The sequence below is a fragment of the Streptomyces nojiriensis genome (assembly GCF_017639205.1).
Lineage (GTDB): Bacteria > Actinomycetota > Actinomycetes > Streptomycetales > Streptomycetaceae > Streptomyces > Streptomyces nojiriensis.
In genome coordinates, this window is the sequence record NZ_CP071139.1 from 1,676,027 (window position 1) to 1,694,111 (window position 18,085).

17 protein-coding genes and 1 pseudogene are annotated in these 18,085 nt (G+C 71.9%); 10 read left to right on the forward strand and 8 right to left on the reverse strand.

Features of this window, described 5'->3' with window-relative positions; translation table 11 throughout:
• The first annotated feature begins 5 nt into the window (after window positions 1–5).
• On the forward strand, window positions 6–4,892 hold the full coding sequence (locus tag JYK04_RS07985) for a DNA repair ATPase (protein WP_189734340.1): 4,887 nt from the start codon (window positions 6–8) through the stop codon (window positions 4,890–4,892).
• On the opposite strand, the pseudogene JYK04_RS42365 reads toward JYK04_RS07985, so the two are convergent.
• A pseudogene (locus tag JYK04_RS42365) lies at window positions 4,893–5,371 on the reverse strand (molybdopterin-dependent oxidoreductase); the annotation flags it as partial.
• Between the two features lie 86 nt (window positions 5,372–5,457).
• Between JYK04_RS42365 and JYK04_RS07995 the strand changes: the two are divergent.
• On the forward strand, window positions 5,458–5,787 hold the full coding sequence (locus tag JYK04_RS07995) for a TfoX/Sxy family protein (RefSeq protein WP_189734343.1): 330 nt from the start codon (window positions 5,458–5,460) through the stop codon (window positions 5,785–5,787).
• Between the two features lie 9 nt (window positions 5,788–5,796).
• On the opposite strand, the gene JYK04_RS08000 is transcribed toward JYK04_RS07995, so the two are convergent.
• Both JYK04_RS08000 and JYK04_RS08005 read right to left on the reverse strand, forming a co-directional pair.
• Window positions 5,797–6,240: an SRPBCC family protein gene (locus JYK04_RS08000; protein ID WP_189734345.1), complete on the reverse strand. Its 444-nt coding sequence runs from the start codon at window positions 6,238–6,240 to the stop codon at window positions 5,797–5,799.
• Between the two features lie 14 nt (window positions 6,241–6,254).
• Entirely contained in the window at window positions 6,255–6,911 is a 657-nt protein-coding gene (locus JYK04_RS08005; RefSeq protein WP_229875045.1) for a CGNR zinc finger domain-containing protein, read from the reverse strand.
• 155 nt (window positions 6,912–7,066) lie between these two features.
• Between JYK04_RS08005 and JYK04_RS08010 the strand changes: the two genes are divergently transcribed.
• From JYK04_RS08010 to JYK04_RS08025, 4 genes are all read left to right on the forward strand, one after another.
• A complete protein-coding gene (locus tag JYK04_RS08010; protein WP_189734767.1) occupies window positions 7,067–7,618 on the forward strand; it encodes a carboxymuconolactone decarboxylase family protein in 552 nt (183 codons plus the stop codon).
• Window positions 7,619–8,283: 665 nt separating this feature from the next.
• The gene (locus tag JYK04_RS08015) at window positions 8,284–8,646 is read left to right on the forward strand and encodes a pyridoxamine 5'-phosphate oxidase family protein (RefSeq protein ID WP_229875060.1); all 363 of its coding nucleotides are present in this window, start codon (window positions 8,284–8,286) and stop codon (window positions 8,644–8,646) included.
• Between the two features lie 5 nt (window positions 8,647–8,651).
• Complete coding sequence (locus JYK04_RS08020; RefSeq protein ID WP_189734347.1) at window positions 8,652–9,062, forward strand: nuclear transport factor 2 family protein; 411 nt, start codon at window positions 8,652–8,654, stop codon at window positions 9,060–9,062.
• A gap of 84 nt (window positions 9,063–9,146) precedes the next feature.
• A complete protein-coding gene (locus JYK04_RS08025; protein ID WP_189734349.1) occupies window positions 9,147–10,211 on the forward strand; it encodes an NAD-dependent epimerase/dehydratase family protein in 1,065 nt (354 codons plus the stop codon).
• A 61-nt stretch (window positions 10,212–10,272) separates the two neighbouring features.
• Here the strand turns inward: JYK04_RS08025 and JYK04_RS08030 are convergent, their stop codons facing one another.
• Window positions 10,273–10,845, reverse strand: a complete 573-nt coding sequence (locus tag JYK04_RS08030) for a dihydrofolate reductase family protein (RefSeq protein ID WP_189734351.1) — start codon at window positions 10,843–10,845, stop codon at window positions 10,273–10,275.
• Window positions 10,846–11,146: 301 nt separating this feature from the next.
• On the opposite strand from JYK04_RS08030, the gene JYK04_RS08035 reads away from it, so the two are divergent.
• Genes JYK04_RS08035 through JYK04_RS08045 form a run of 3 tightly spaced genes read left to right on the forward strand, consistent with a single transcriptional unit; the run spans window position 11,147 to window position 13,136 of the window.
• Window positions 11,147–11,863, forward strand: coding sequence for a glycosyltransferase family 2 protein (locus tag JYK04_RS08035; RefSeq protein ID WP_189734353.1), 717 nt, complete (start codon window positions 11,147–11,149; stop codon window positions 11,861–11,863).
• A complete protein-coding gene (locus JYK04_RS08040) occupies window positions 11,860–12,480 on the forward strand; it encodes a TIGR04282 family arsenosugar biosynthesis glycosyltransferase (protein ID WP_189734355.1) in 621 nt (206 codons plus the stop codon). The genes JYK04_RS08035 and JYK04_RS08040 overlap by 4 nt, the downstream gene beginning before the upstream one ends.
• Window positions 12,477–13,136 (forward strand): class I SAM-dependent methyltransferase, encoded by a 660-nt coding sequence (locus tag JYK04_RS08045; protein ID WP_189734357.1) that lies wholly within the window; start codon window positions 12,477–12,479, stop codon window positions 13,134–13,136. Before JYK04_RS08040 ends, JYK04_RS08045 begins: the two co-directional genes overlap by 4 nt.
• Window positions 13,137–13,235: 99 nt before the next feature.
• On the opposite strand, the gene JYK04_RS08050 is transcribed toward JYK04_RS08045, so the two are convergent.
• The 4 genes from JYK04_RS08050 to JYK04_RS08065 form a co-directional block, all read right to left on the reverse strand.
• A complete protein-coding gene (locus JYK04_RS08050; RefSeq protein WP_189734359.1) occupies window positions 13,236–14,216 on the reverse strand; it encodes a zinc-binding dehydrogenase in 981 nt (326 codons plus the stop codon).
• An 84-nt stretch (window positions 14,217–14,300) separates the two neighbouring features.
• A complete protein-coding gene (locus tag JYK04_RS08055; protein WP_189734361.1) occupies window positions 14,301–14,885 on the reverse strand; it encodes a TetR/AcrR family transcriptional regulator in 585 nt (194 codons plus the stop codon).
• A 73-nt stretch (window positions 14,886–14,958) separates the two neighbouring features.
• Entirely contained in the window at window positions 14,959–15,381 is a 423-nt protein-coding gene (locus JYK04_RS08060) for a hypothetical protein (protein ID WP_189734363.1), read from the reverse strand.
• Window positions 15,381–16,523: a molybdopterin-dependent oxidoreductase gene (locus JYK04_RS08065; RefSeq protein ID WP_189734365.1), complete on the reverse strand. Its 1,143-nt coding sequence runs from the start codon at window positions 16,521–16,523 to the stop codon at window positions 15,381–15,383. The genes JYK04_RS08060 and JYK04_RS08065 overlap by 1 nt, the downstream gene beginning before the upstream one ends.
• Before the next feature lie 93 nt (window positions 16,524–16,616).
• Between JYK04_RS08065 and JYK04_RS08070 the strand changes: the two genes are divergently transcribed.
• On the forward strand, window positions 16,617–18,077 hold the full coding sequence (locus tag JYK04_RS08070) for a glycosyltransferase family 87 protein (RefSeq protein WP_189734366.1): 1,461 nt from the start codon (window positions 16,617–16,619) through the stop codon (window positions 18,075–18,077).
• Window positions 18,078–18,085: the final 8 nt, after the last annotated feature.

Here is an 18,085-nt window from a genome sequence, read left to right on the forward strand (position 1 = left end):
ACACCATGACCACCACGTCCCCCATGGACGCGGGCACCTACGAGGTGCTGCGCGACCGGCTCGCCGCGCAGTCCGGCGAGCTGGCCCGGCGGGCCGAGGCGCTCAACACCCTCCGCGTCGAGGAGTTCGGTTCCACCGGACTGGCCCTCGACGCGACCGAGCACATCCGCACCGAGCACCCCTGCGCTCCCCGCGACATCGTGGCCGTCGGCGACACCCTGCTCTTCGGCTACAACGACGCCTCCACCGGTCTGAAGCCCGAGACCGCCGTGGCTGACGTCCTCGCCTTGTACGGCCGCGACCTGGAGCGGCTTCCCGAGACGGCCGTCCCCGGCCTCCTCGACGACCCCGCGTTCCTCCGCGAGTTCGGGGCCCTCCACCGCTACTACCGCGAAGCCCGCCTCCTCCAGCTCCGCCATGTGGAAGGGAAACTGCTCGCCGTCTTCCGGACGGGCGAGACGAGCGAGGACATCCGCGTCCTGCGCTGGGCCCTGGCCCCGGACGGGACCGCCACCTTCCTGGACGGCCGGGGCGAGCGCGACCACGTCCTGCCGCCCTCCCACGACTTCGAGTGGACCACCGCCACCCGCCAGGACCACGTCCTCGGCCGTCACCCGCACGTTTCCATCGGCGGCGCGGTCTTCGTCTCCACCGTCGGCGGCGCCCTCACCCTGAAGACCGACGACGACACCGAGACGGACGAGGGCATCTTCTCCGAGCCGGTCACCGAACCGCTCCAGTCCCTCGCCGACGCGGACATCGAGTACGCGCACGTCGGACCGCTGATCCTGCTGCGGGTACGCCCGTACAAGGAAGAGGTCCAGCGCCATCTGGTGTTCAACATCCTCGCCAAGACCGTCGTCCGCCTCGACGGCATCGGCCAGGCCGCCCGTACGCTGCCCGACGGCCAGGGGATCGTCTTCCCGGGCGGGTACTGCCTCGCCACCGGTACGTCCAAGACCTTCGACACCGCCACCGACGGCCTGGAGTACGAGCGGACGGTGCGCTCCCCCAACGGCGAGGACGTGCTGTACGTCTTCCATGCGCGGGCGGAAGGCCGCAGCCTGCTCCTCCCCTACAACGTCATCCGCAAGGAGATCGCCACGCCGATCTCCTGCCACGGCCACGCCCTCTTCGATGACGGCGCACTGCTGGTGCTGCGCGCGGACTCCGACGAGCCGGCCCGGGTGCATCCGCTCCAGCGCTGGAGCTCCCCGTACGTCTCCGATACCCACGCGGCCGCCCTGCCCGTCGGCGGCGGGGCACTGGCCCGCGTCGGCAACGCCGACCTCGTCCGCGGCATTTCGGACTGCCTCTCCCTCGCCGGTGCGGCGTCCTCGACCACGCCCACCGGTGCCGGGTACACGGCCCTCGTCGAAGCCAGCGTCCGGGCCGCCGACCGTTACCACTGGCTCGGCGACCACGAACTCGGCGACCTGCGCGCCCCTCTGAGTGAGCTCCGTGCCACCGCCGAACAGGTGTTGGCCGAGTTTGAGACCGTACGGGCCCTGACCCGGCAAGCTGCCGAGGTGCTGGCCGGGGCCGCGGCGCGAACCACCGCGCTCGTACGCCGTCTGCGCGGGGAGGCGCCCCGCAGCGCCGGTGAGTGGGTGGACGGTCTGACCGAACTGCGACGCGCCCAGGGCCGTCTCTTCGGCGTCAAGGAGCTGCGGTACGCGGACACGGACCGCGTCGACGAGCTGGCCGCCGAGGTCGAGGCCGACATCGTCGCCTTCGCCGGCCGGGCCGTGACCTTCCTGGCGCGCGAGGACGCCTTCGCCGCCCACCACGAGGACGTGGACCGCCTCGCCGAGGACGCGGCTGCGATCGCCACCGTCGCCGAGGCCGGACCCCTCTCCGCCCGTCTCGACGAGCAGACCGAGGGCCTGGAGACGGTCACCGAGGTCGTTGCCGGGCTCGACATCGGCGACGCCACCGTCCGTACGTCCATCCTGGAACGGATCGCCGAGGTGCTCGGCGGCGTGAACCGGGCCCGTGCCACCCTTGATGCCCGCCGCCGCGAACTCCTGGCGCGCGAGGGGCAGGCCGAGTTCGCCGCCGAGTCCGCCCTGCTGGCCCAGGCGGTCACCGGAGCGCTGGCCGCCGCGCACACCCCGGACGCCTGCGACGAGCAGCTCTCGCGGCTCCTGCTGCGGCTGGAGAACCTGGAGTCCCGCTTCGCGGAGTCCGACGTGTTCCTCTCCGACCTGGCAGCCAAGCGCACCGAGGTGTACGAGGCGTTCTCGTCCCGCAAGCAGACCTTGCAGGACGCCCGTGCCCGCCGGGCGGAACGGCTGGCGGATTCGGCCGCGCGCGTGCTGGAGACCGTCACCCGCCGCGCCGCCGCCCTCGACGACGCCGATGCGGTCAGCACCTTCTTCGCTTCCGACCCCATGGTCGCCAAGGTCCGCCGCACGGCCGCCGAACTGCGGGAACTGGGCGAGGACACCCGGGCCGAGGAGCTCGACGGCCGGCTGAAGGCCGCCCGTCAGGAAGCCGGGCGCGCCCTGCGCGACCGCGCCGAGCTCTACGCGGACGGCGGCCGGACCGTCCGACTCGGCCGCCACCGGTTCGCCGTGAACACCCAGCCCCTCGACCTCACCCTGGTCCCGCAGGGCGACCGCCTCGCCTTCGCCCTCACCGGAACCGACTACCACTCCCCCGTCACCGACCCCGGTTTCGAGGCCACCCGCCCCTACTGGGGCCAGTCGCTGCCCTCGGAGAACGCGGACGTCTACCGCGCCGAGTACCTCGCCGCCCGCCTGCTCGCCGAGCACGGCCCGGCCGCCCTCGCGGAGGCTGACCTCCCGGCCCTCGTACGTCACGCTGCCGAAGCCTCGTACGACGAGGGCTACGAGCGCGGGGTCCACGACCACGACGCCACGGCCATCCTGACGGTACTGCTGCGCCTGCACGAGTCGGCCGGCCTGCTGCGCTATCCGCCCGAGGCCCGTGCCGAGGCCCAAGTGTTCTGGGCGCACCGCACGACCGCCGGGGAGCGGACGGCCTGGGCCCGCCGGGCGACCTCGCTCGCCCGGGTCCGGGACGCGTTCGGGGCGCCGCCCGCGATCGCCGCGTTCCAGGACGAACTGGCCACGGCCATCGCAGGGGCCGACAGCTCGGCGGCCGCCGAGTACCTCTTCGAGGAACTTGCCTGCGGCCAGGGCGGATTCGTCACGAGCGCCGCGGCCCGGACTCTGCTGGAGAAGTTCCGCCGCGCGGTCGGCACCTCCGCCTTCGAGGAGGACCTCGCCGCGCTGCCCGCCCTGGCGGACCGGCGCCAGCTCGCCGAGGCGTGGCTCACCTCGTACGCCGCCGCGGCCGGTGAGCCCATGGCCCCGGGGGACCTCGCCGAGGCGGTGGCCGTGGAGCTCTGCCCTGACCTCGACCGCTACGAGTCGGAGGCGCCCGTGGCCGGGGTGGTCGAGGGCCTCCTCGGCCGGCACCCCCGCATCAGCGGGCGGTCCCTCACGGTGAGGATCGACGAACTACTGGCCCGCACACGAGGCTTCGCGGCGACCACCGTGCCCGGTTTCCGTGACTACCAACGGCGGCGCGCGGCCCTGGTCGCTGCCGAACGCGCCCGCCTGCGGCTGGACGAGTACCGGCCCAGGGCCCTGTCCTCCTTCGTCCGGGGCCGTCTGCTCGACGAGGTGTTCCTGCCCCTCGTCGGAGACAACCTCGCCAAGCAGCTGGGCACCACCGGCGAAACCAAACGAACGGACAGCAACGGCCTGTTGCTACTCGTCTCCCCGCCCGGCTACGGCAAGACGACCCTCATGGAGTACGTGGCCGACCGGCTGGGCCTCGTCCTGGTCAAGGTCGACGGCCCGGCGCTCGGCCACGGGGTCACCTCGCTGGACCCGGCCGAGGCGCCGAACGCCACGGCACGCCGCGAAGTCGAAAAGATCAACTTCGCCCTGGAGGCGGGCAACAACATCCTGCTCTACCTGGACGACATCCAGCACACCTCGTCGGAGCTGCTGCAGAAGTTCATCCCGCTGTGCGACGCCACCCGCCGCATGGAAGGCGTGTGGGACGGCGAGGCCCGCACCTACGACCTGCGCGGCAAGCGGTTCGCGGTCTGCATGGCCGGCAACCCTTACACCGGGTCCGGGCAGCGCTTCCGCATCCCGGACATGCTCGCCAACCGCGCCGACGTCTGGAACCTCGGCGACGTCCTGACCGGCAAAGAGACGGCGTTCGCCCTCAGTTTCGTCGAGAACGCCCTCACCTCGAACCCGGTCCTGGCCCCGCTCGCCGGCCGCGACCGCGCGGACCTCGACCAGCTGATCCGTTTGGCCTCCGACGACCCGGCGGCCCGCGCCGACCGGCTCGTCCACCCGTACGCTCCGGCGGATCTGGAGCAGGTCCTCGCGGTACTGCGGCACCTGCTGACCGCCCGGGAAACGGTCCTGGCCGTGAACGCCGCCTACATCGCCTCCGCCTCCCAGAGCGAGGAAGCCCGCACCGAGCCGCCGTTCCTGCTCCAGGGTTCGTACCGCAACATGAACAAGATCGCCGCCCGGATCGACCCCGTCATGAACGATGCCGAGCTGGCGGCGGTCATCGACGACCACTACACGGGTGAGGCCCAGACCCTCGCCACCGGCGCCGAGGCCGGCCTCCTCAAGCTCGCAGAGCTCCGCTCCACCCTCACCTGGGAGCAGGCCGAGCGGTGGACGGCGATCAAGAGCTCGTACGTACGGGCCCGGGCCCTCGGCGGCCCCGAAGCCGACCCGCTCACGCGCGCGGTCGCCGCCCTCGGGCTCCTGGCGGACCGCGTGGCTTCCGTCGAGTCCGCCATCACCCGGGCTGCCGGCCCCCGCCGTACGCCGGACCATCCGGCGGCCCGGCACGCCCTGCGGTCGGCGGACGCGGAGCGGCCGTGATCAGCAGCACAGGACCTGAACGTGCTGGACGGGGTTGTTGGCGAAACCATCGCGGTTCCACGGCTGTTCGAGGGTTGGGCGCGTCCTTCGGCATCCTTGGCACGCACGATGCGGGCCTGGACCTGCGCGACCGGCCCGTACCCCGACCAGGCTCGCCCCTCCAGCACCACGGGTCCCGGGCGCACGATACGGGTGCGCGACATGAAGTCGGGGAAGCCCGGCGGGACCATCAGGGCGCGCGGCGCGATCCTGGTGACCGGTTCGCCGGGCTCGTCGGGCGTCTGCCGCAAGCGCCTGCTGGAGGCCGGTGAACGGGGCGTCGGTCAGGGTGATGTCCCGGAGCCATTTCACGTGTGCCATTCCGTATCAACCGGGCACGACCAGTCGCAGTGGGTAACCGTGCTGCGGGGCAGGGGAAGGCCGTTCATCGTGTAGGCGATCAGCACCTCCGGGTCCGCGCCCGTGGCGATCGGCAGGGGCGTCGAAGCCGCCTTCACGGGTACCGACCAGCATCGGCAGCGGGCCCCGGCGGGCGGGCGCCCGTACCGCGCAGGACAGTGGGTGCATGACGTACGACGAAGGGCTGGCCCAGCGGATCCGGGAGCGGCTCGGCGAGCGGTCCGCCGTCACCGAGAAACGGATGTTCGGCGGTCTCGCGTTCCTGCTGCACGGCAACATGACCATGGGCGTGTCCGGTGAAGAGGTCGTTGTCCGTGTGGGTCCGGACCGGACCGAACAGGCTCTCGCCCGCCCGGAGGCCCGGCCCATGGACTTCACCGGCCGCCCGATGCGCGGCTGGGTGACGGTGAGCGGCCCGGCCTTGGCGGAGGATGCCGTGCTGGATCACTGGATCACGACGGCAGTGGCGTTCGCGGACACGCTGCCGCCCAAGTGAGATCCGTGCTCACCGCTCCAGCAGAGCCTTGAGTGCCGCCAGGTCCTTGTGCTGGGCGCGGCGCATGGCCGCCGCCATCACGGTGGCGGCGAGGGAGGCGAATCCGCTGGGCTCGCCGCGGTTGCGGAGGGTCATGCGGGTGTGGTCCAAGCCCTCCCCGTACGGCTCCCAGGTGTAGGTGGTCTCCATGGGAAAGGGGCCTTCGTCCGTACGCATCACCACTCGGCGCCCGGGCTCGTACGTGGTGATCTCGTACGTGTAGGCCAGCCGCCTGCCGAGGAAGCGGGCGACGAAGGCGACCTTGGAGCCGACCGCCACCGGGGGCGGGGTCCGCCAGTCGGCGGAGGTGATGTTGGCGTACCACTCGGGTGCGTGGGTGGGGTCGGCCGCGTAGGCGGCAACCCGGTCGCACGGGGCGGCGATCACGGCCTCCGTCAGCACGTCGACCTTCATCGCAGAGCCTCCACTCAGGACTCGGGGTCGGTCTTGGTGACCCGGTGGCGCTGGTAGTGGCGGGCGACACGGGCGCGGTTGCCGCAGCCGGCCGAGCACCATTCGCGGCGGGGGTGCTGTTTCACGAAGTAGAGCACGCAGCCCGGCGCCAGGCAGGCACGCAGCTGCGGCCGCGTGCCGCCGGTGAACAGGTCCACGGCTTGTCCGGCGAGCATGGCGACCACCGCCTGTCCCGCGAGGTCGCCGGTGCGCACGATGCGGGTCGGGTCCGCGCCGGAAGGCCAGTGGAGCGTCGCCCACACCGGCGTCGCGCCGCACGCCTCGTTCAGTGCCGTGAGTGCTGCGTCCCGGGTGGCGATGGCCGACTGCGCGTCCGGCCGAGCGTCCTCGGTCGCTTCGGCGGCGAGCCTGCGCAGTGCGTCCCTCAAGCCGCGCAGCCGAGCGGCGGTCTCTTCCGCTCCGGCGGGCCGTTCGGCGTCGAGCCAGGCACCGACCGCGGGAGCGGAGGGTGTCAGTCGGGGGCCGACGGCCCGCAGCCATGCGACGGCTCCGTCGGGGCCGTCGATCGCGTCGTGCACGCCGTCCCGATCGGCCCAGATCGTGTTCATCAGCTCGATCGGGAGCGGTTCGCCGAGCAGCGGTGCGCTCGTACCGGGGTCTGTGCTGTCCACGCGCCCCAGCCTACCAGGGGCCTAATGGTTAAAGCACCTCTCCACCATTTGACTTCTCCGAAGACAGATACCTATCGTTCTAACGACAAGAGCGCATCCCAACCATTAGAACGATGGTGTCGGTGTCGCCCTCTCCCCTCAGAAAGGCCATGAACATGTCGAGGCTCACCCCGATCGACCCCGCCACCGCTACCGGCCCGGCGGCCCCGCTGCTCGCCCAGGTGCAGAAGTCCCTGGGCCTCACGCCGAACATGACCAAGGTGATGGCCAACAGCCCGGCCCTGCTCAAGGGCTACCTGGCACTCTCCGGCGCCCTGGCCGGCGGCGCCCTGGCCGCAGGCGTGCGGGAGCAGCTCGCGATCACAACCGCCGAGTACAACGGGTGCGAGTACTGCCTGTCCGCCCACACCTACATCGGTGAGCACATCGCCAAGGTCGACCCCGGTGAACTCGAGCGGGCCCGCCACGCCGAGGCGTCCGATGCCCACACTGCCGCCCTGCTGGCCCTGTCGGACGCCATCGTGCGCGGCAGGGGCGCGGTGGACGACGGCGCCGTGCAGGCGGCGCGGGACGCGGGCGTCACCGAGGCGGAGATCGGTGAGGTGGTCGGCCATATCGCGCTGAACGTGCTGACGAACTACTTCAACGTGCTCGCCCAGGTGGAGAACGACTGGCCTGTCGTCACTCCGCACGTGCACGTCGCCTGAGTGGAGTCCGGCCCGCCCACTTCTCGGGCGGGCCGGGACACCCGCCACGCCCCGCCCGCCACCGGCAATCCGTCCCGCCACGATCAGGAGACGGCCATGAGCAGATCGAACGAAACGCCTGCCGTCGGCTTCCACCCCGGGGAGCTCGCCGTACAGCAGCAGGCCGGCGTACGCGCACGGGCTGACCGGCTCTCCGGCATGCTCGGCCCACCCGACCTGCGGGGCGGGGCAGCCAAGTTCCTCGCCGAACGCACACTCGCCGCGCTCACGGCGCGCGACGACTCCGGCAGGCTGTGGATCTCACCGCTGACCGGACCCCCCGGCGTCCTCGACGTCATCGCGGCATCCACCCTGCATGTACGCACCGCACCCGCCGCGGACGACCCGCTCCACGGCCTCCCGCCCGGTCAACCGGTCGCTCTGCTGGCCATCGACTTCGCCACCCGCCGTCGCTTCCGGGTCAACGGGACGCTGGCCACCGCGGATGAGGACGGCCTGATGCTCCAAGTCGATCAGGCGTACGGCAACTGTCCCCAGTACATCCAGCGGCGTCACCTCCAACCCGGACCCCCTGCCACCGAGGGCAGACACGGCTCCCCCTGCGGTACGCCACCTCCCTGGCGTTCGATCAGGCCCGCCTCATCCGTGCGGCCGACACCTTCTTCCTGGGCACCACCCACCCGGAGCGCGGCAACGACGCCTCGCACCGCGGTGGGCTGCCCGGATTCGTCCGCGTCGAGGGCGACGGCCTCTGGTGGCCCGACTATCCCGGCAACAACATGTTCAACAGCCTCGGCAATCTGGCCGTCGACAACGCCGCGGCCCTGCTGTTCGCCGATTTCGCCACGGGGCACACCGTGCACCTGTCCGGCACCGCGGTCCTGGAGTGGTCTCCTGATGGCTCCGACGACGATGAGAGCAGTACCGGCCGCCGGGTCCGCTTCCACATCGGCAGCGTGGTCGACGGCTGCGGCGCACCACGACACACGTCGCATCCGGTCCGCCGCCCACCACACAGGAAGGACTGACGGCCATGAACGAGCCGACCCCCGAATCGAACGGTCGCACCCGCCTCGCCTACATCCTCGGGGTGCCGCTCGCCCCGGAGGTCGAGCGGCAGTGGCCCCAGATGGGCGAGGTCGTCCGCAGCAGCAAGCTCATCGGTGAGGTCGAGGGGAACTTCCCCGAGCTCACGCTCGAAGTGGGACGGCGGCTGCGCCTCGACGACGACGTCATCGTCGTGGAATGGACCTGTGACTACGGCGACGGCCGCCTCTACCGCAACGTCACCATCGCCGAGCTCCGCGACGGCCGGGCCGTACGGGTCACCGACTACTGGGGCGAACCAACCTCCACTCCCCCGTGGCGCCGACCACTCACCGCCCGCCTCGACATGCCGGGCGACGGCATCTGGAAGGACCACGACCACCTCGGTCACCACTGACTCGCAGCGCTCCCGCATGACGGAAGTCTTACGTGCACGCGTGGGAGACCCCCCGGGGGCCGCGCACTGCGTAGCGTCCTCGGCATGCGCGTACTCGTCACCGGAGGGGCCGGGTTCATCGGCTCCCACATCATCTCCGCCCTCACGGCCCGCGGGCACGAGCCCGTCGTCCTCGACGCCCTGCTGCCCGCCGCCCACCCCGGCACGCCGCCCCTGCCCGACACCGAGTTCGTGCGCGCCGACGTACGTGACGCCGACGCTGTCAGAGCCGCGCTCCGCGGAATCGACGCGGTGTGCCACCAGGCGGCCATGGTCGGCCTCGGCAAGGACTTCGCGGACGCCCCGGACTACGTCGGCTGCAACGATCTCGGGACGGCGGTGCTGCTGGCCGAGATGGCGACGGCCGGGGTGCGGGAGCTCGTGCTCGCCGGATCGATGGTGGTCTACGGGGAAGGCCGGTACACGTGCGAACGGCACGGAGCGGTACGCCCCGGGCCGCGTCGGACCGAGGACCTGACTGCGGGCCGGTTCGAACCCCGTTGCCCCGACTGCGGAGCCGAACTCGCGCCGGGCCTGGTCGGCGAGGACGCCCCGACGGATCCCCGGAACGTGTACGCGACGACGAAGCTGGCCCAGGAGCACCTCACGGCGAGCTGGGCCCGGTGCGTGGAGGGCCGGGCGGTGTCGCTGCGCTACCACAACGTGTACGGGCCCGGCATGCCGCGCGACACCCCGTACGCCGGGGTGGCCTCCTTCTTCCGCTCCTCGCTCGCCCGCGGCGAGGCGCCCCGGGTCTTCGAGGACGGCGCGCAGCGAAGGGACTTCGTCCACGTCGCGGACGTGGCCGCGGCCAATGCGGTGGCGCTGGAGGCGGTCGGTACCCGGCAGGCGGGCGCGCTCGCCGTGTACAACACCGGCAGCGGGGAACCGCACACGGTCGGCGAGATGGCGGTCGCGCTGGCCACGGCGCACGGCGGACCCGCCCCGGTGGTGACGGGCGAGTTCCGCCTCGGCGACGTACGGCACATCACCGCCGACTCGGCCCGGCTGCGCACTGAGCTGGGCTGGCGTCCGGCGGTCGGCTTCGCCGACGGCATGGCCGGGTTCGCGCGGGCCGGCCAGCGCGAGTCGGCGGGTGTGACCGGCTGAGCCTGGGAACCGGCCGACTTGGTCGGCCGGTTCCGCAGCGGGTTGAGCGCAAGGGACCTTCTCAGCGGACGACGTCGAGGACGTTCTTCTGCAGGCCGTTGGCGTATGCCTCGTGCTCGACGAGCTTCAGCTTCTGGGTGTCCTTGTCCGTGCCGCTGAACAGACGCTTGCCGGCTCCGAGCAGGAGCGGGAAGACGAGCAGGTGGTATCGGTCGATCAGGCCTGCGTCGGAGAGGGCCTGGTTCAGGGAGGCACTGCCGTGGACGATGATCGGACCGCCCTCGGTCTCCTTCAGTGCGGCGACCTCGTCGAGCGAGCGCAGGATCGTCGTCTCGCCCCAGTTCGACACCAGGTCGTCCTCGGCGAGGGTGGTGGAGACGACGTACTTCGGCATCACCTTGTAGTCGGCGAAGTCCTCCATGTCCGGCCACACCGGGCTGAACGCCTCGTAGCTGGTCCGGCCCAGCAGCATCGCGGAGGCTTCCTTCTGTTCCCGCCCCTTGATCTCGAATGCCTCGGGGAGGAACTCGACGTCCTTGAAGGTCCATCCGGAGTTGCGGTAGCCGGGCTCCCCGCCCGGACCCTCCACGACGCCGTCGAGGGAGATGAAGGCGGTGCTGATCAAGGTACGCATCTGGGGTTCCTCGGTATCTGGTGTCCGGTTCTCGGCAGATTCGGTCGATGCGCGCCGGGCACATACCCACCTGCGCACACCCACCATGATCTCTGACTGTGGATCACGAACGAACTCATCGGTCGTCGGCATTTTCGATTCGGCGACCCGACCAGAACGGCCTACGCAGGTGCGGGGAGGGTCAGTTCGAAGCGGCAGCCGGTGCCGAAGACCCTGGCCCTGCCGCCGTGCGACGCAGTGTCCGCGTTTCGTAAGGTCTTCCGGCGCCTTACTTCGCCTTTCGGTTCCTACGGTGTGGAGGGTGACTCCTTCTGCTTGTCGTCCGCCTCTCGCGGACCTCGTACTGCCGTGCCTCGACGAGGCTGAAGCCCTTCCCTGGGTGCTGGCGCGGGTGCCGGCCGGGTGGCGGGCCATCGTCGTCGACAACGGCTCCACCGACGGCTCGGCCGACATCGCCCGCAGCCTCGGCGCCACCGTCGTGCACGAGCCCCGGCGCGGCTTCGGGGCCGCCTGCCATGCCGGGCTGCTCGCCGCGCGCGCCGAGTTGGTCTGCTTCTGTGACTGCGACGCCTCCATGGACCCCGGCTTGCTCGCGCCCATGGCCGAACGGGTCGCGGCCGGCGAGGCGGATCTCCTGCTCGGCCGGCGCCGCCCGCAGGGCCGCGGCGCCTGGCCCGCGCACGCCCGGGCGGGGAACTTCGCCCTGGCCCGGATGCTGCGCCGCCGCACCGGACTGCGGCTCCACGACCTCGGACCGATGCGGGTCGCCCGCCGCGAGGCACTGATCGGCCTGGACCTGAGCGACCGGCGCAGCGGCTACCCGCTCCAGATGGTCGTACGGGCCGCCGACGCGGGCTGGAAGGTGGCCGAGACGGACATCCCGTACCTCCCCCGATCCGGGAAATCCAAGGTCACCGGGACCTGGCGGGGTACCTGGCACGCGGTACGGGACATGCGCAAGGTGCTCGCCGAGCCCCCGGGCACCCGCCCCGCACCGACCGAGGGGGTCTCCGCATGAGCACCCTCCTCGTCATCGCCAAGGCTCCCGTCGCCGGGCGCGTGAAGACCCGACTGACCCCGCAGTTCACCCCGCAACAGGCCGCCGACCTGGCCCTCGCCTCGCTCCAGGACACCCTCGCGACGGTCCTGGCGACCCCGGCCGAGCGGCGTGTCCTGGTCCTCGACGGGCAGCCAGGGCCTTGGGTCCCGGAGGGGATCGAGGTCGTCCCGCAGTGCACGGGCGGCCTGGACGTCCGACTGGCCGCCGCCTTCGCCCTGGCCGAAGGGCCGGCCCTGCTCATCGGCATGGACACCCCGCAGATCACTCCCGGCCTGCTCACTCTCGGGCTCGACTTCACCGAGGCGGGCGCCTGGTTCGGGCCCGCCGACGACGGAGGGTTCTGGGCACTGGGCCTGGCCGACCCCGACCCGGCCCTGCTGCTCGGCGTCCCCATGTCCGTGACCCACACCGGCGAGGTCCAGCGGCGGCGCCTGACCGATGCGGGGCTTTGTGTACGGGACCTGCCCGAGCTGTGCGACGTGTACACCCCCGCCGACGCAGAACGGGTCGCGGCCGCAGCCCCGCGGACGCGCTTCGCCGCCCTGCACCACGGCCTGTGCGCGGTGACCCGATGACCGCCCAGCTCGCCGAGCCCGCCACCCGTGCCTGGCAGGCGGATCCGTACGCGGTCGCCCTCCGCACCGGGCAGGGGCCGCTGTTCCTCCGTCGGCGCGACGGGTGGCTGCTGCCGCTCGAAGTCGAGCGGTGGTGCGCCGAGCCCGACGCGGCCGACGACACCGTCCTGGCACGGTGTGCCGGGCCCGTCCTCGACGTCGGCTGCGGACCGGGCCGCCTGGTAACCGCCCTCGCCCGGCTCGGACACACCGCACTCGGTGTGGACGTCACCCCCGAGGCGGTGGCCCGCACCGTGCGGGCGGGCGGCAGCGCCCTCTGCCGGTCGGTGTTCGACCCGCTTCCCCGCCAAGGCCGCTGGGGCACGGTCCTCCTCATAGACGGCAACATCGGCATCGGCGGAGACCCCGCAGCCCTGCTGCGCCGCACCGCCGAACTGACCGCACCCGGCGGCTCCCTGCTGGTCGAGGTCGCCACAGCCGACGTCGACGAACGCGTTGAGGTCCACGTCGAGGACGGCGATGGCGACCGCGGAGCCTCATTCTGGTGGGCCCGGCTCGGCGCCCGCGCCCTGTGCGCCGAGGCGAGGGGCGCGGGCTGGACCCCGTACGACACCTGGCGGACGGCGGGCCGACACTTCGTACACCTCACGCGCTGACCGGTGCCGAGCGGCGAACCGCCGGGTGGGATCCGCAGCAGTGCGGGTCCCACCCTGAGTCGCTGCCCGCGCCGGTGGGCTGACGAAAGGTCTGGCGTCTCAGTCGACGGTGACGACCATCTTCCCGAGGGCTTCTCCGGACTCCATGGCCCGATGGGCTTCGACGATCTCGTCGAACCGGAAGACCCGGCTGGGACGGGCCCGCAGGACGCCGGCCTCGACCTTGCCGTACATCTCGTCCAACGGCACGTCGCCGAGCGGGAATGCGGGGGTGCCCAGGACGAAGGCGCTGCCGAAGAAGCTGAGCCGGACCCCGCTGGGGAGGTCGGCGATCGGGTCGAAGTCGCGTACGGGCTCGAATCCGCCCAGGAAGCCGAGCTGGCAGACCCGCCCGTGCGGCCGGACCAGGGCCAGCGAGTCGCGCAGCACGCTGTTGCCGACGACATCGAACACCGCGTCGACGCCGATCCCCCGATCGGCGACCTGGGTGGCGAGCGCGCCGTCGTCGATGAGGACGTCGGCGGCCCCGAGCTCCTTCAGCAGGGGCGCCCGCAGCGGGTCCCGGGTCGTGGCGAGGACGGTGGCGCCGTGGTCGACCGCCAGGTTGACGGCGGCCTGGCCGAGCGAGGAGGTCGCTCCGCGCACCAGGACGGTCTCGCCGGGCCGCAGGTCCAGATTGCCGAACAGGCCGCTCCACGCCGTCGCGTACACCTCGGGAACCGCCGCGAGATCGGCCCAGTCCAGCGAAGAGCGGACGGCCACCACGTTGGTGGCCGGTACGGTCACCAGCTCCGCGTAACTTCCGTTGCGGGTCCGCCCCATGCCGCCGAGGATCGCCACGACCCGTGTTCCGATGGGGAGTTCACCGGACGGGTCGGCCTCGACCACCCCGGCGCACTCGATGCCGGGGACGGCTGCGACCTTCCCCCAGGCGCCGCTGCGCATGTAGGCCTCGGCGTGGTTGAGGCCGAACGCCTTGACCCGGATCAGCACTTCGCCGGCGGCGGGCACGGGGTCGGGCAGTTCGGTGATTGTGAGCACCTCGGGTCCGCCGTGGGCGGAGATGACGATGGCCTTCATGTACCGACTCCATTCTTGAGCAGTCATTCAACTATCGGTGCGGAGAAAAGGGCCACCGCGTACGGTGGCCCGTGCGCCTCGCCGTCAGGCGAGAGCAGCGAAAGCGTTGTCGACGATCGCGCGCAGGAGCGTCTCGTCCGGGTTGGCCTTGCCGACGACCATGAGCCCCTGGCAGGTGGCGACCAGGAGCTTGGCGCTCCCGGAACAGTCCAGTGAGGCGCGCACTTGCCCCCTGCGGGCCGCGTTCTCCAGTGCGTGGGTCATGCACCGCTCCAGCCGGGCCAGGTGACCGCGGACGACAGCCGCCGCCTCGTCGTCCTCGGCGGCGTTCTCGATCGCCGTGTTGACGAGCAGGCAACCCTGCCGGCCTTCAGGACTGAGCAGATCGCGCACCAGCCCGTCGAAGTAGCCGCGGACCTCACCCAACGAGGCTCCCGGAGCCTCCAGCTCGCCCAGCTTCTGGGGGACGACCAGCTTCGAGTACCGCTCCAGCGACTTCAGGAACAGCGCGCGCTTGCCGCCGGGGAACGCGCTGTAGAGACTGCCGGGCTTGACCCCGGTCGCCTTGACCAGATCCTCGACGGAGACGGCCCGGTACCCGCGCTCCCAGAACCGCAGCATGGCCACGTTCAGGACGGCATCGGGCTCGAACTCTCGCGGTCTGGGCATGAGAAGAAAATACATGAACGACCATTCAAGAACAATGCGCTTACCCGGCGGCTTCTCCGCGGCACCGCTTCGATCAGGCCCGACGGCTCTCCCGGCCCATCCGGCGCGCCCGGCGCGCCACGGCAGGCACACCGACGTACGCGAGGGTGAACAGCGCGATGGCGGCCATGGCGAGCAGCCAGTTGCGCAGGTAGTCGAGCGGCAGGACGGTCGGGTTGGCCACGCCTCCCGGACGCAGGAGCGGGGGAAGCGCGATCGCGGTGAGGGAGCCCGCGACGATCAGAGCCGCACGCGGAACCCCGTGCAGGCGCAGGCCGACCACCGCAACGAGGGCGGCGATCGCCATCACGACGGGAGCGACCAACCCGTCGTGCACCACGACGGCTCCCCCGAGCCAGACGGCGATCCGCCACGGCTCGGGCTGCTGGAGGAGCAGCCACCCGCCCCAGGCCGCGCACACCAGCCCGAATCCGCCCGTCACGTATCGGAAGTTCATCACGCCACCTCCAGTCGGCCGACCCACTTGGTCTGCAGGACACCGGGCCGGTTCGGGGCGATGATCCGCGCCGGGTAGCCGTGGTCCAGGGACAGCACTTCGCCGTTCAGCCGGAGCGCGAGCAGCGTGAGCGGGTCCTGCGCGTACAGGCGTCCCATCTCCATCACCCGGTAGGCGCCCGCCGCTTCCAGGGAGACCACCCGAGCCCGCGCACCCGGGCCGCCTCCCGCACGCTCCAGTAGGTCCCGTACCCGGACCCCGGTCCAGTGGGCGGACTTGCTCCAGCCCTCGACGCAGGCGATGGGCAGGGTGACGTCATGCTGGGGCATGGCGCGCAGCTCCTCCAACGTGAGGCTGTAGGGACGCGGCCCGTCCACGGTCAGCCGCCAGTCGGCCAAGGAGGCCTCGGAGACGCGCGCGGCGGCGGCCGTCCGGTTCACGGGGAGTCCTTGGGGCCCGTGGGCGGGGCTGCGCGGGCCGAACAGTTCCAGCGAGCCGAGTGCGGTGACGGACTGCCCGACCGTGGTGAGCGTGACCGCTCCGACCGCGGCCGTGACGCCGAGGAGGAGCTGCCGGCGGTCGGGCCCGTCGGCCTCGGGCAGGGCCAGGGTTCCGGGGGAACGGAGCGTGAAGTGGTCGCGGATCTTCGGCCATTGCACGGCGACGTGCAGCAGGAGCGATCCCAGCAGGAGCCAGGCGACCGCGTAGTGGACGGGAACGAAGTTGAAGGGCCAGGGGTACCACTGGAAGGTGTTCAGCAGCCCGGTGAACAGCTCGAACAGTCCGGCCGCGACCAGGACCGCCACCGAGATCCGCTCCAGCGCATGGGGGACCGATCGCACCGGAGGCCAGGCGAACAGGCGCGGGTAGACCGCCCACAGCTTCGCCAGCAGGAGCGGGATCGCGGCGATCCCGGAGGCCACGTGCAGCCCCTGGGTGAGCCGGTATCCCCAATACGGGCGGCTCGGCAGCGAGTCGGCCAGCCATCCGGGCGGGTGCTGGAAGTAGTGGCTCAGCACACCGGTCGCGAAGCAGACGGCCATGGCCAGGCCGAGCCAGCGGCCGATGGCGGTCGTGGTACGGGCATCGTGCAGGCGCGCCTTGAAGGTGACGGGCGGCCCCGAGGGCAGGGTGAAACGCATGCCCCCATCACACCCCCGGCAAGGCCCGCGCAGGCTGCCGGAACACCTTACGAATCACGGACATCCGCGACGGCGCGGCCCACGGGAGAGCCGATGCCTGGAACGATTCCGCAGGTGAAAGCCCTTACCGCCCGCACTCCTCGCACCGCGCTGGTGACCACCGCCCTCGCCCTCGCCGCACTCACGACGCTCCTCGCCCGCACCATCATGTACGGGGACTACTTCAGCGACCCGGTCGGCCTGTTCTGCTGGTACGCGGCCTGCTGGGTGCTCTTCACCCTCGCGCTGCTGGCTCTGCGCCGCGTCCCGGCGCGCAGCGTCGCGTGGCTGATCGCCGCAGGGGCCGTCGCCGTCACGCTGACCGGGCTGACGGGGCCGCCGCGGACCAGCACCGACTCCTACCGGTACGCCTGGGACGGCCGCGTCCAGTCCGCCGGCATCTCCCCGTACGACCAGACCCCCCAGGACCCGGCGCTCGCCCGGCTGCGCGACCCCTGGCTGTTCCCCACCGGCGCCGCCTGCACGGGCTCCGGCCTCGCCCCGATCCCCCACACCGACGGCACGCGTCACTGCACCCGTATCAACAGGCCTGCCGTCCACACCATCTATCCGCCCGTCGCCGAGGCGTACTTCCTGGCCGTGGACCAGCTCTCCCCCGACGGTGCCCGGCACAAGCCGCTCCAGATCGGGGCCGCCCTGCTATCCCTCGGAGTCACGGGCACGCTCCTCCTGATCCTGCGACGGCGCGGCGACGACCTGCGCAAGGCCGCGTACTGGGCCTGGTGCCCGGCCGTCCCTCTGGAGGCGGTCAACAACGCACACGTCGACGTCCTGGGCGTGCTCCTCGCGATCGCGGGACTCGGCCTCGTCGCCTCCCGGGCACTGACCCGGCGGGCAGCGGGCGGAGTACTGATCGGCGCCGCCATCGCCACGAAGCTGATGCCGGCCGTCGTCCTGCCCGGAGCCCTGTCCGGGGTCCGGCGCTTCCGCGACGCGGCCGCCGTGCTCCTGCCCGCCGCTGCCTTCGCCGTACTCTCCTACCTCCCGTACGTCCTCCTCTCGCACGGCTCGGTCTTCGGCTACCTCGGCGGCTACGTCGAGGAGGAGGGCTACGACGACGCCTCGTCCGGGTCCCGCTACTCGCTCCTGCGCCTGGTCCTGCCCGACACCTGGGCCTTCCCCGTACTGCTCGTCATCGTCGCGGCGGTGTCGGTGTACGTGATGTGGCGCGGGGACCCGCGGCGCCCCTGGAGCGGCGCCCTCCTGGTCACCGGGTGGTCCTTCGTCCTCCTCACACCCGGCTACTCCTGGTACGCACTCCTCCTGATCGCCCTCGTCGCCCTGGACGGACGCTGGGAATGGCTCGGCATCCCGCTCGCGGGCGCCGCCGTCTACGTCCTCGCCCCGACGCTCCACTTCCAGCCGTCGCTGAGCAACATCGCGTACGGCGCCGCGGCTGCCCTCGTCCTCGTGATGACCTGGGTCCGGCGGCGAGCCAGGGTGAGGGAGGCCGAGGCCGCAACCACAGCGTCAGGACATCCGCACCCGGCTTGAACCCCCGC

Excerpts from the sequence above, each read along its gene's own strand:
- JYK04_RS07985 (WP_189734340.1), top strand. The coding sequence starts at position 6 with ATGACCACCACGTCCCCCATGGACGCGGGCACCTACGAGGTGCTGCGC.
- JYK04_RS07995 (WP_189734343.1), top strand. The coding sequence starts at position 5,458 with ATGACGTACGACGAAGGGCTGGCCCAGCGGATCCGGGAGCGGCTCGGC.
- JYK04_RS08000 (WP_189734345.1), bottom strand. The coding sequence starts at position 6,240 with ATGAAGGTCGACGTGCTGACGGAGGCCGTGATCGCCGCCCCGTGCGAC.
- JYK04_RS08010 (WP_189734767.1), top strand. The coding sequence starts at position 7,067 with ATGTCGAGGCTCACCCCGATCGACCCCGCCACCGCTACCGGCCCGGCG.
- JYK04_RS08020 (WP_189734347.1), top strand. The coding sequence starts at position 8,652 with ATGAACGAGCCGACCCCCGAATCGAACGGTCGCACCCGCCTCGCCTAC.
- JYK04_RS08025 (WP_189734349.1), top strand. The coding sequence starts at position 9,147 with ATGCGCGTACTCGTCACCGGAGGGGCCGGGTTCATCGGCTCCCACATC.
- JYK04_RS08030 (WP_189734351.1), bottom strand. The coding sequence starts at position 10,845 with ATGCGTACCTTGATCAGCACCGCCTTCATCTCCCTCGACGGCGTCGTG.
- JYK04_RS08040 (WP_189734355.1), top strand. The coding sequence starts at position 11,860 with ATGAGCACCCTCCTCGTCATCGCCAAGGCTCCCGTCGCCGGGCGCGTG.
- JYK04_RS08045 (WP_189734357.1), top strand. The coding sequence starts at position 12,477 with ATGACCGCCCAGCTCGCCGAGCCCGCCACCCGTGCCTGGCAGGCGGAT.
- JYK04_RS08050 (WP_189734359.1), bottom strand. The coding sequence starts at position 14,216 with ATGAAGGCCATCGTCATCTCCGCCCACGGCGGACCCGAGGTGCTCACA.
- JYK04_RS08055 (WP_189734361.1), bottom strand. The coding sequence starts at position 14,885 with ATGCCCAGACCGCGAGAGTTCGAGCCCGATGCCGTCCTGAACGTGGCC.
- JYK04_RS08060 (WP_189734363.1), bottom strand. The coding sequence starts at position 15,381 with ATGAACTTCCGATACGTGACGGGCGGATTCGGGCTGGTGTGCGCGGCC.
- JYK04_RS08065 (WP_189734365.1), bottom strand. The coding sequence starts at position 16,523 with ATGCGTTTCACCCTGCCCTCGGGGCCGCCCGTCACCTTCAAGGCGCGC.
- JYK04_RS08070 (WP_189734366.1), top strand. The coding sequence starts at position 16,617 with ATGCCTGGAACGATTCCGCAGGTGAAAGCCCTTACCGCCCGCACTCCT.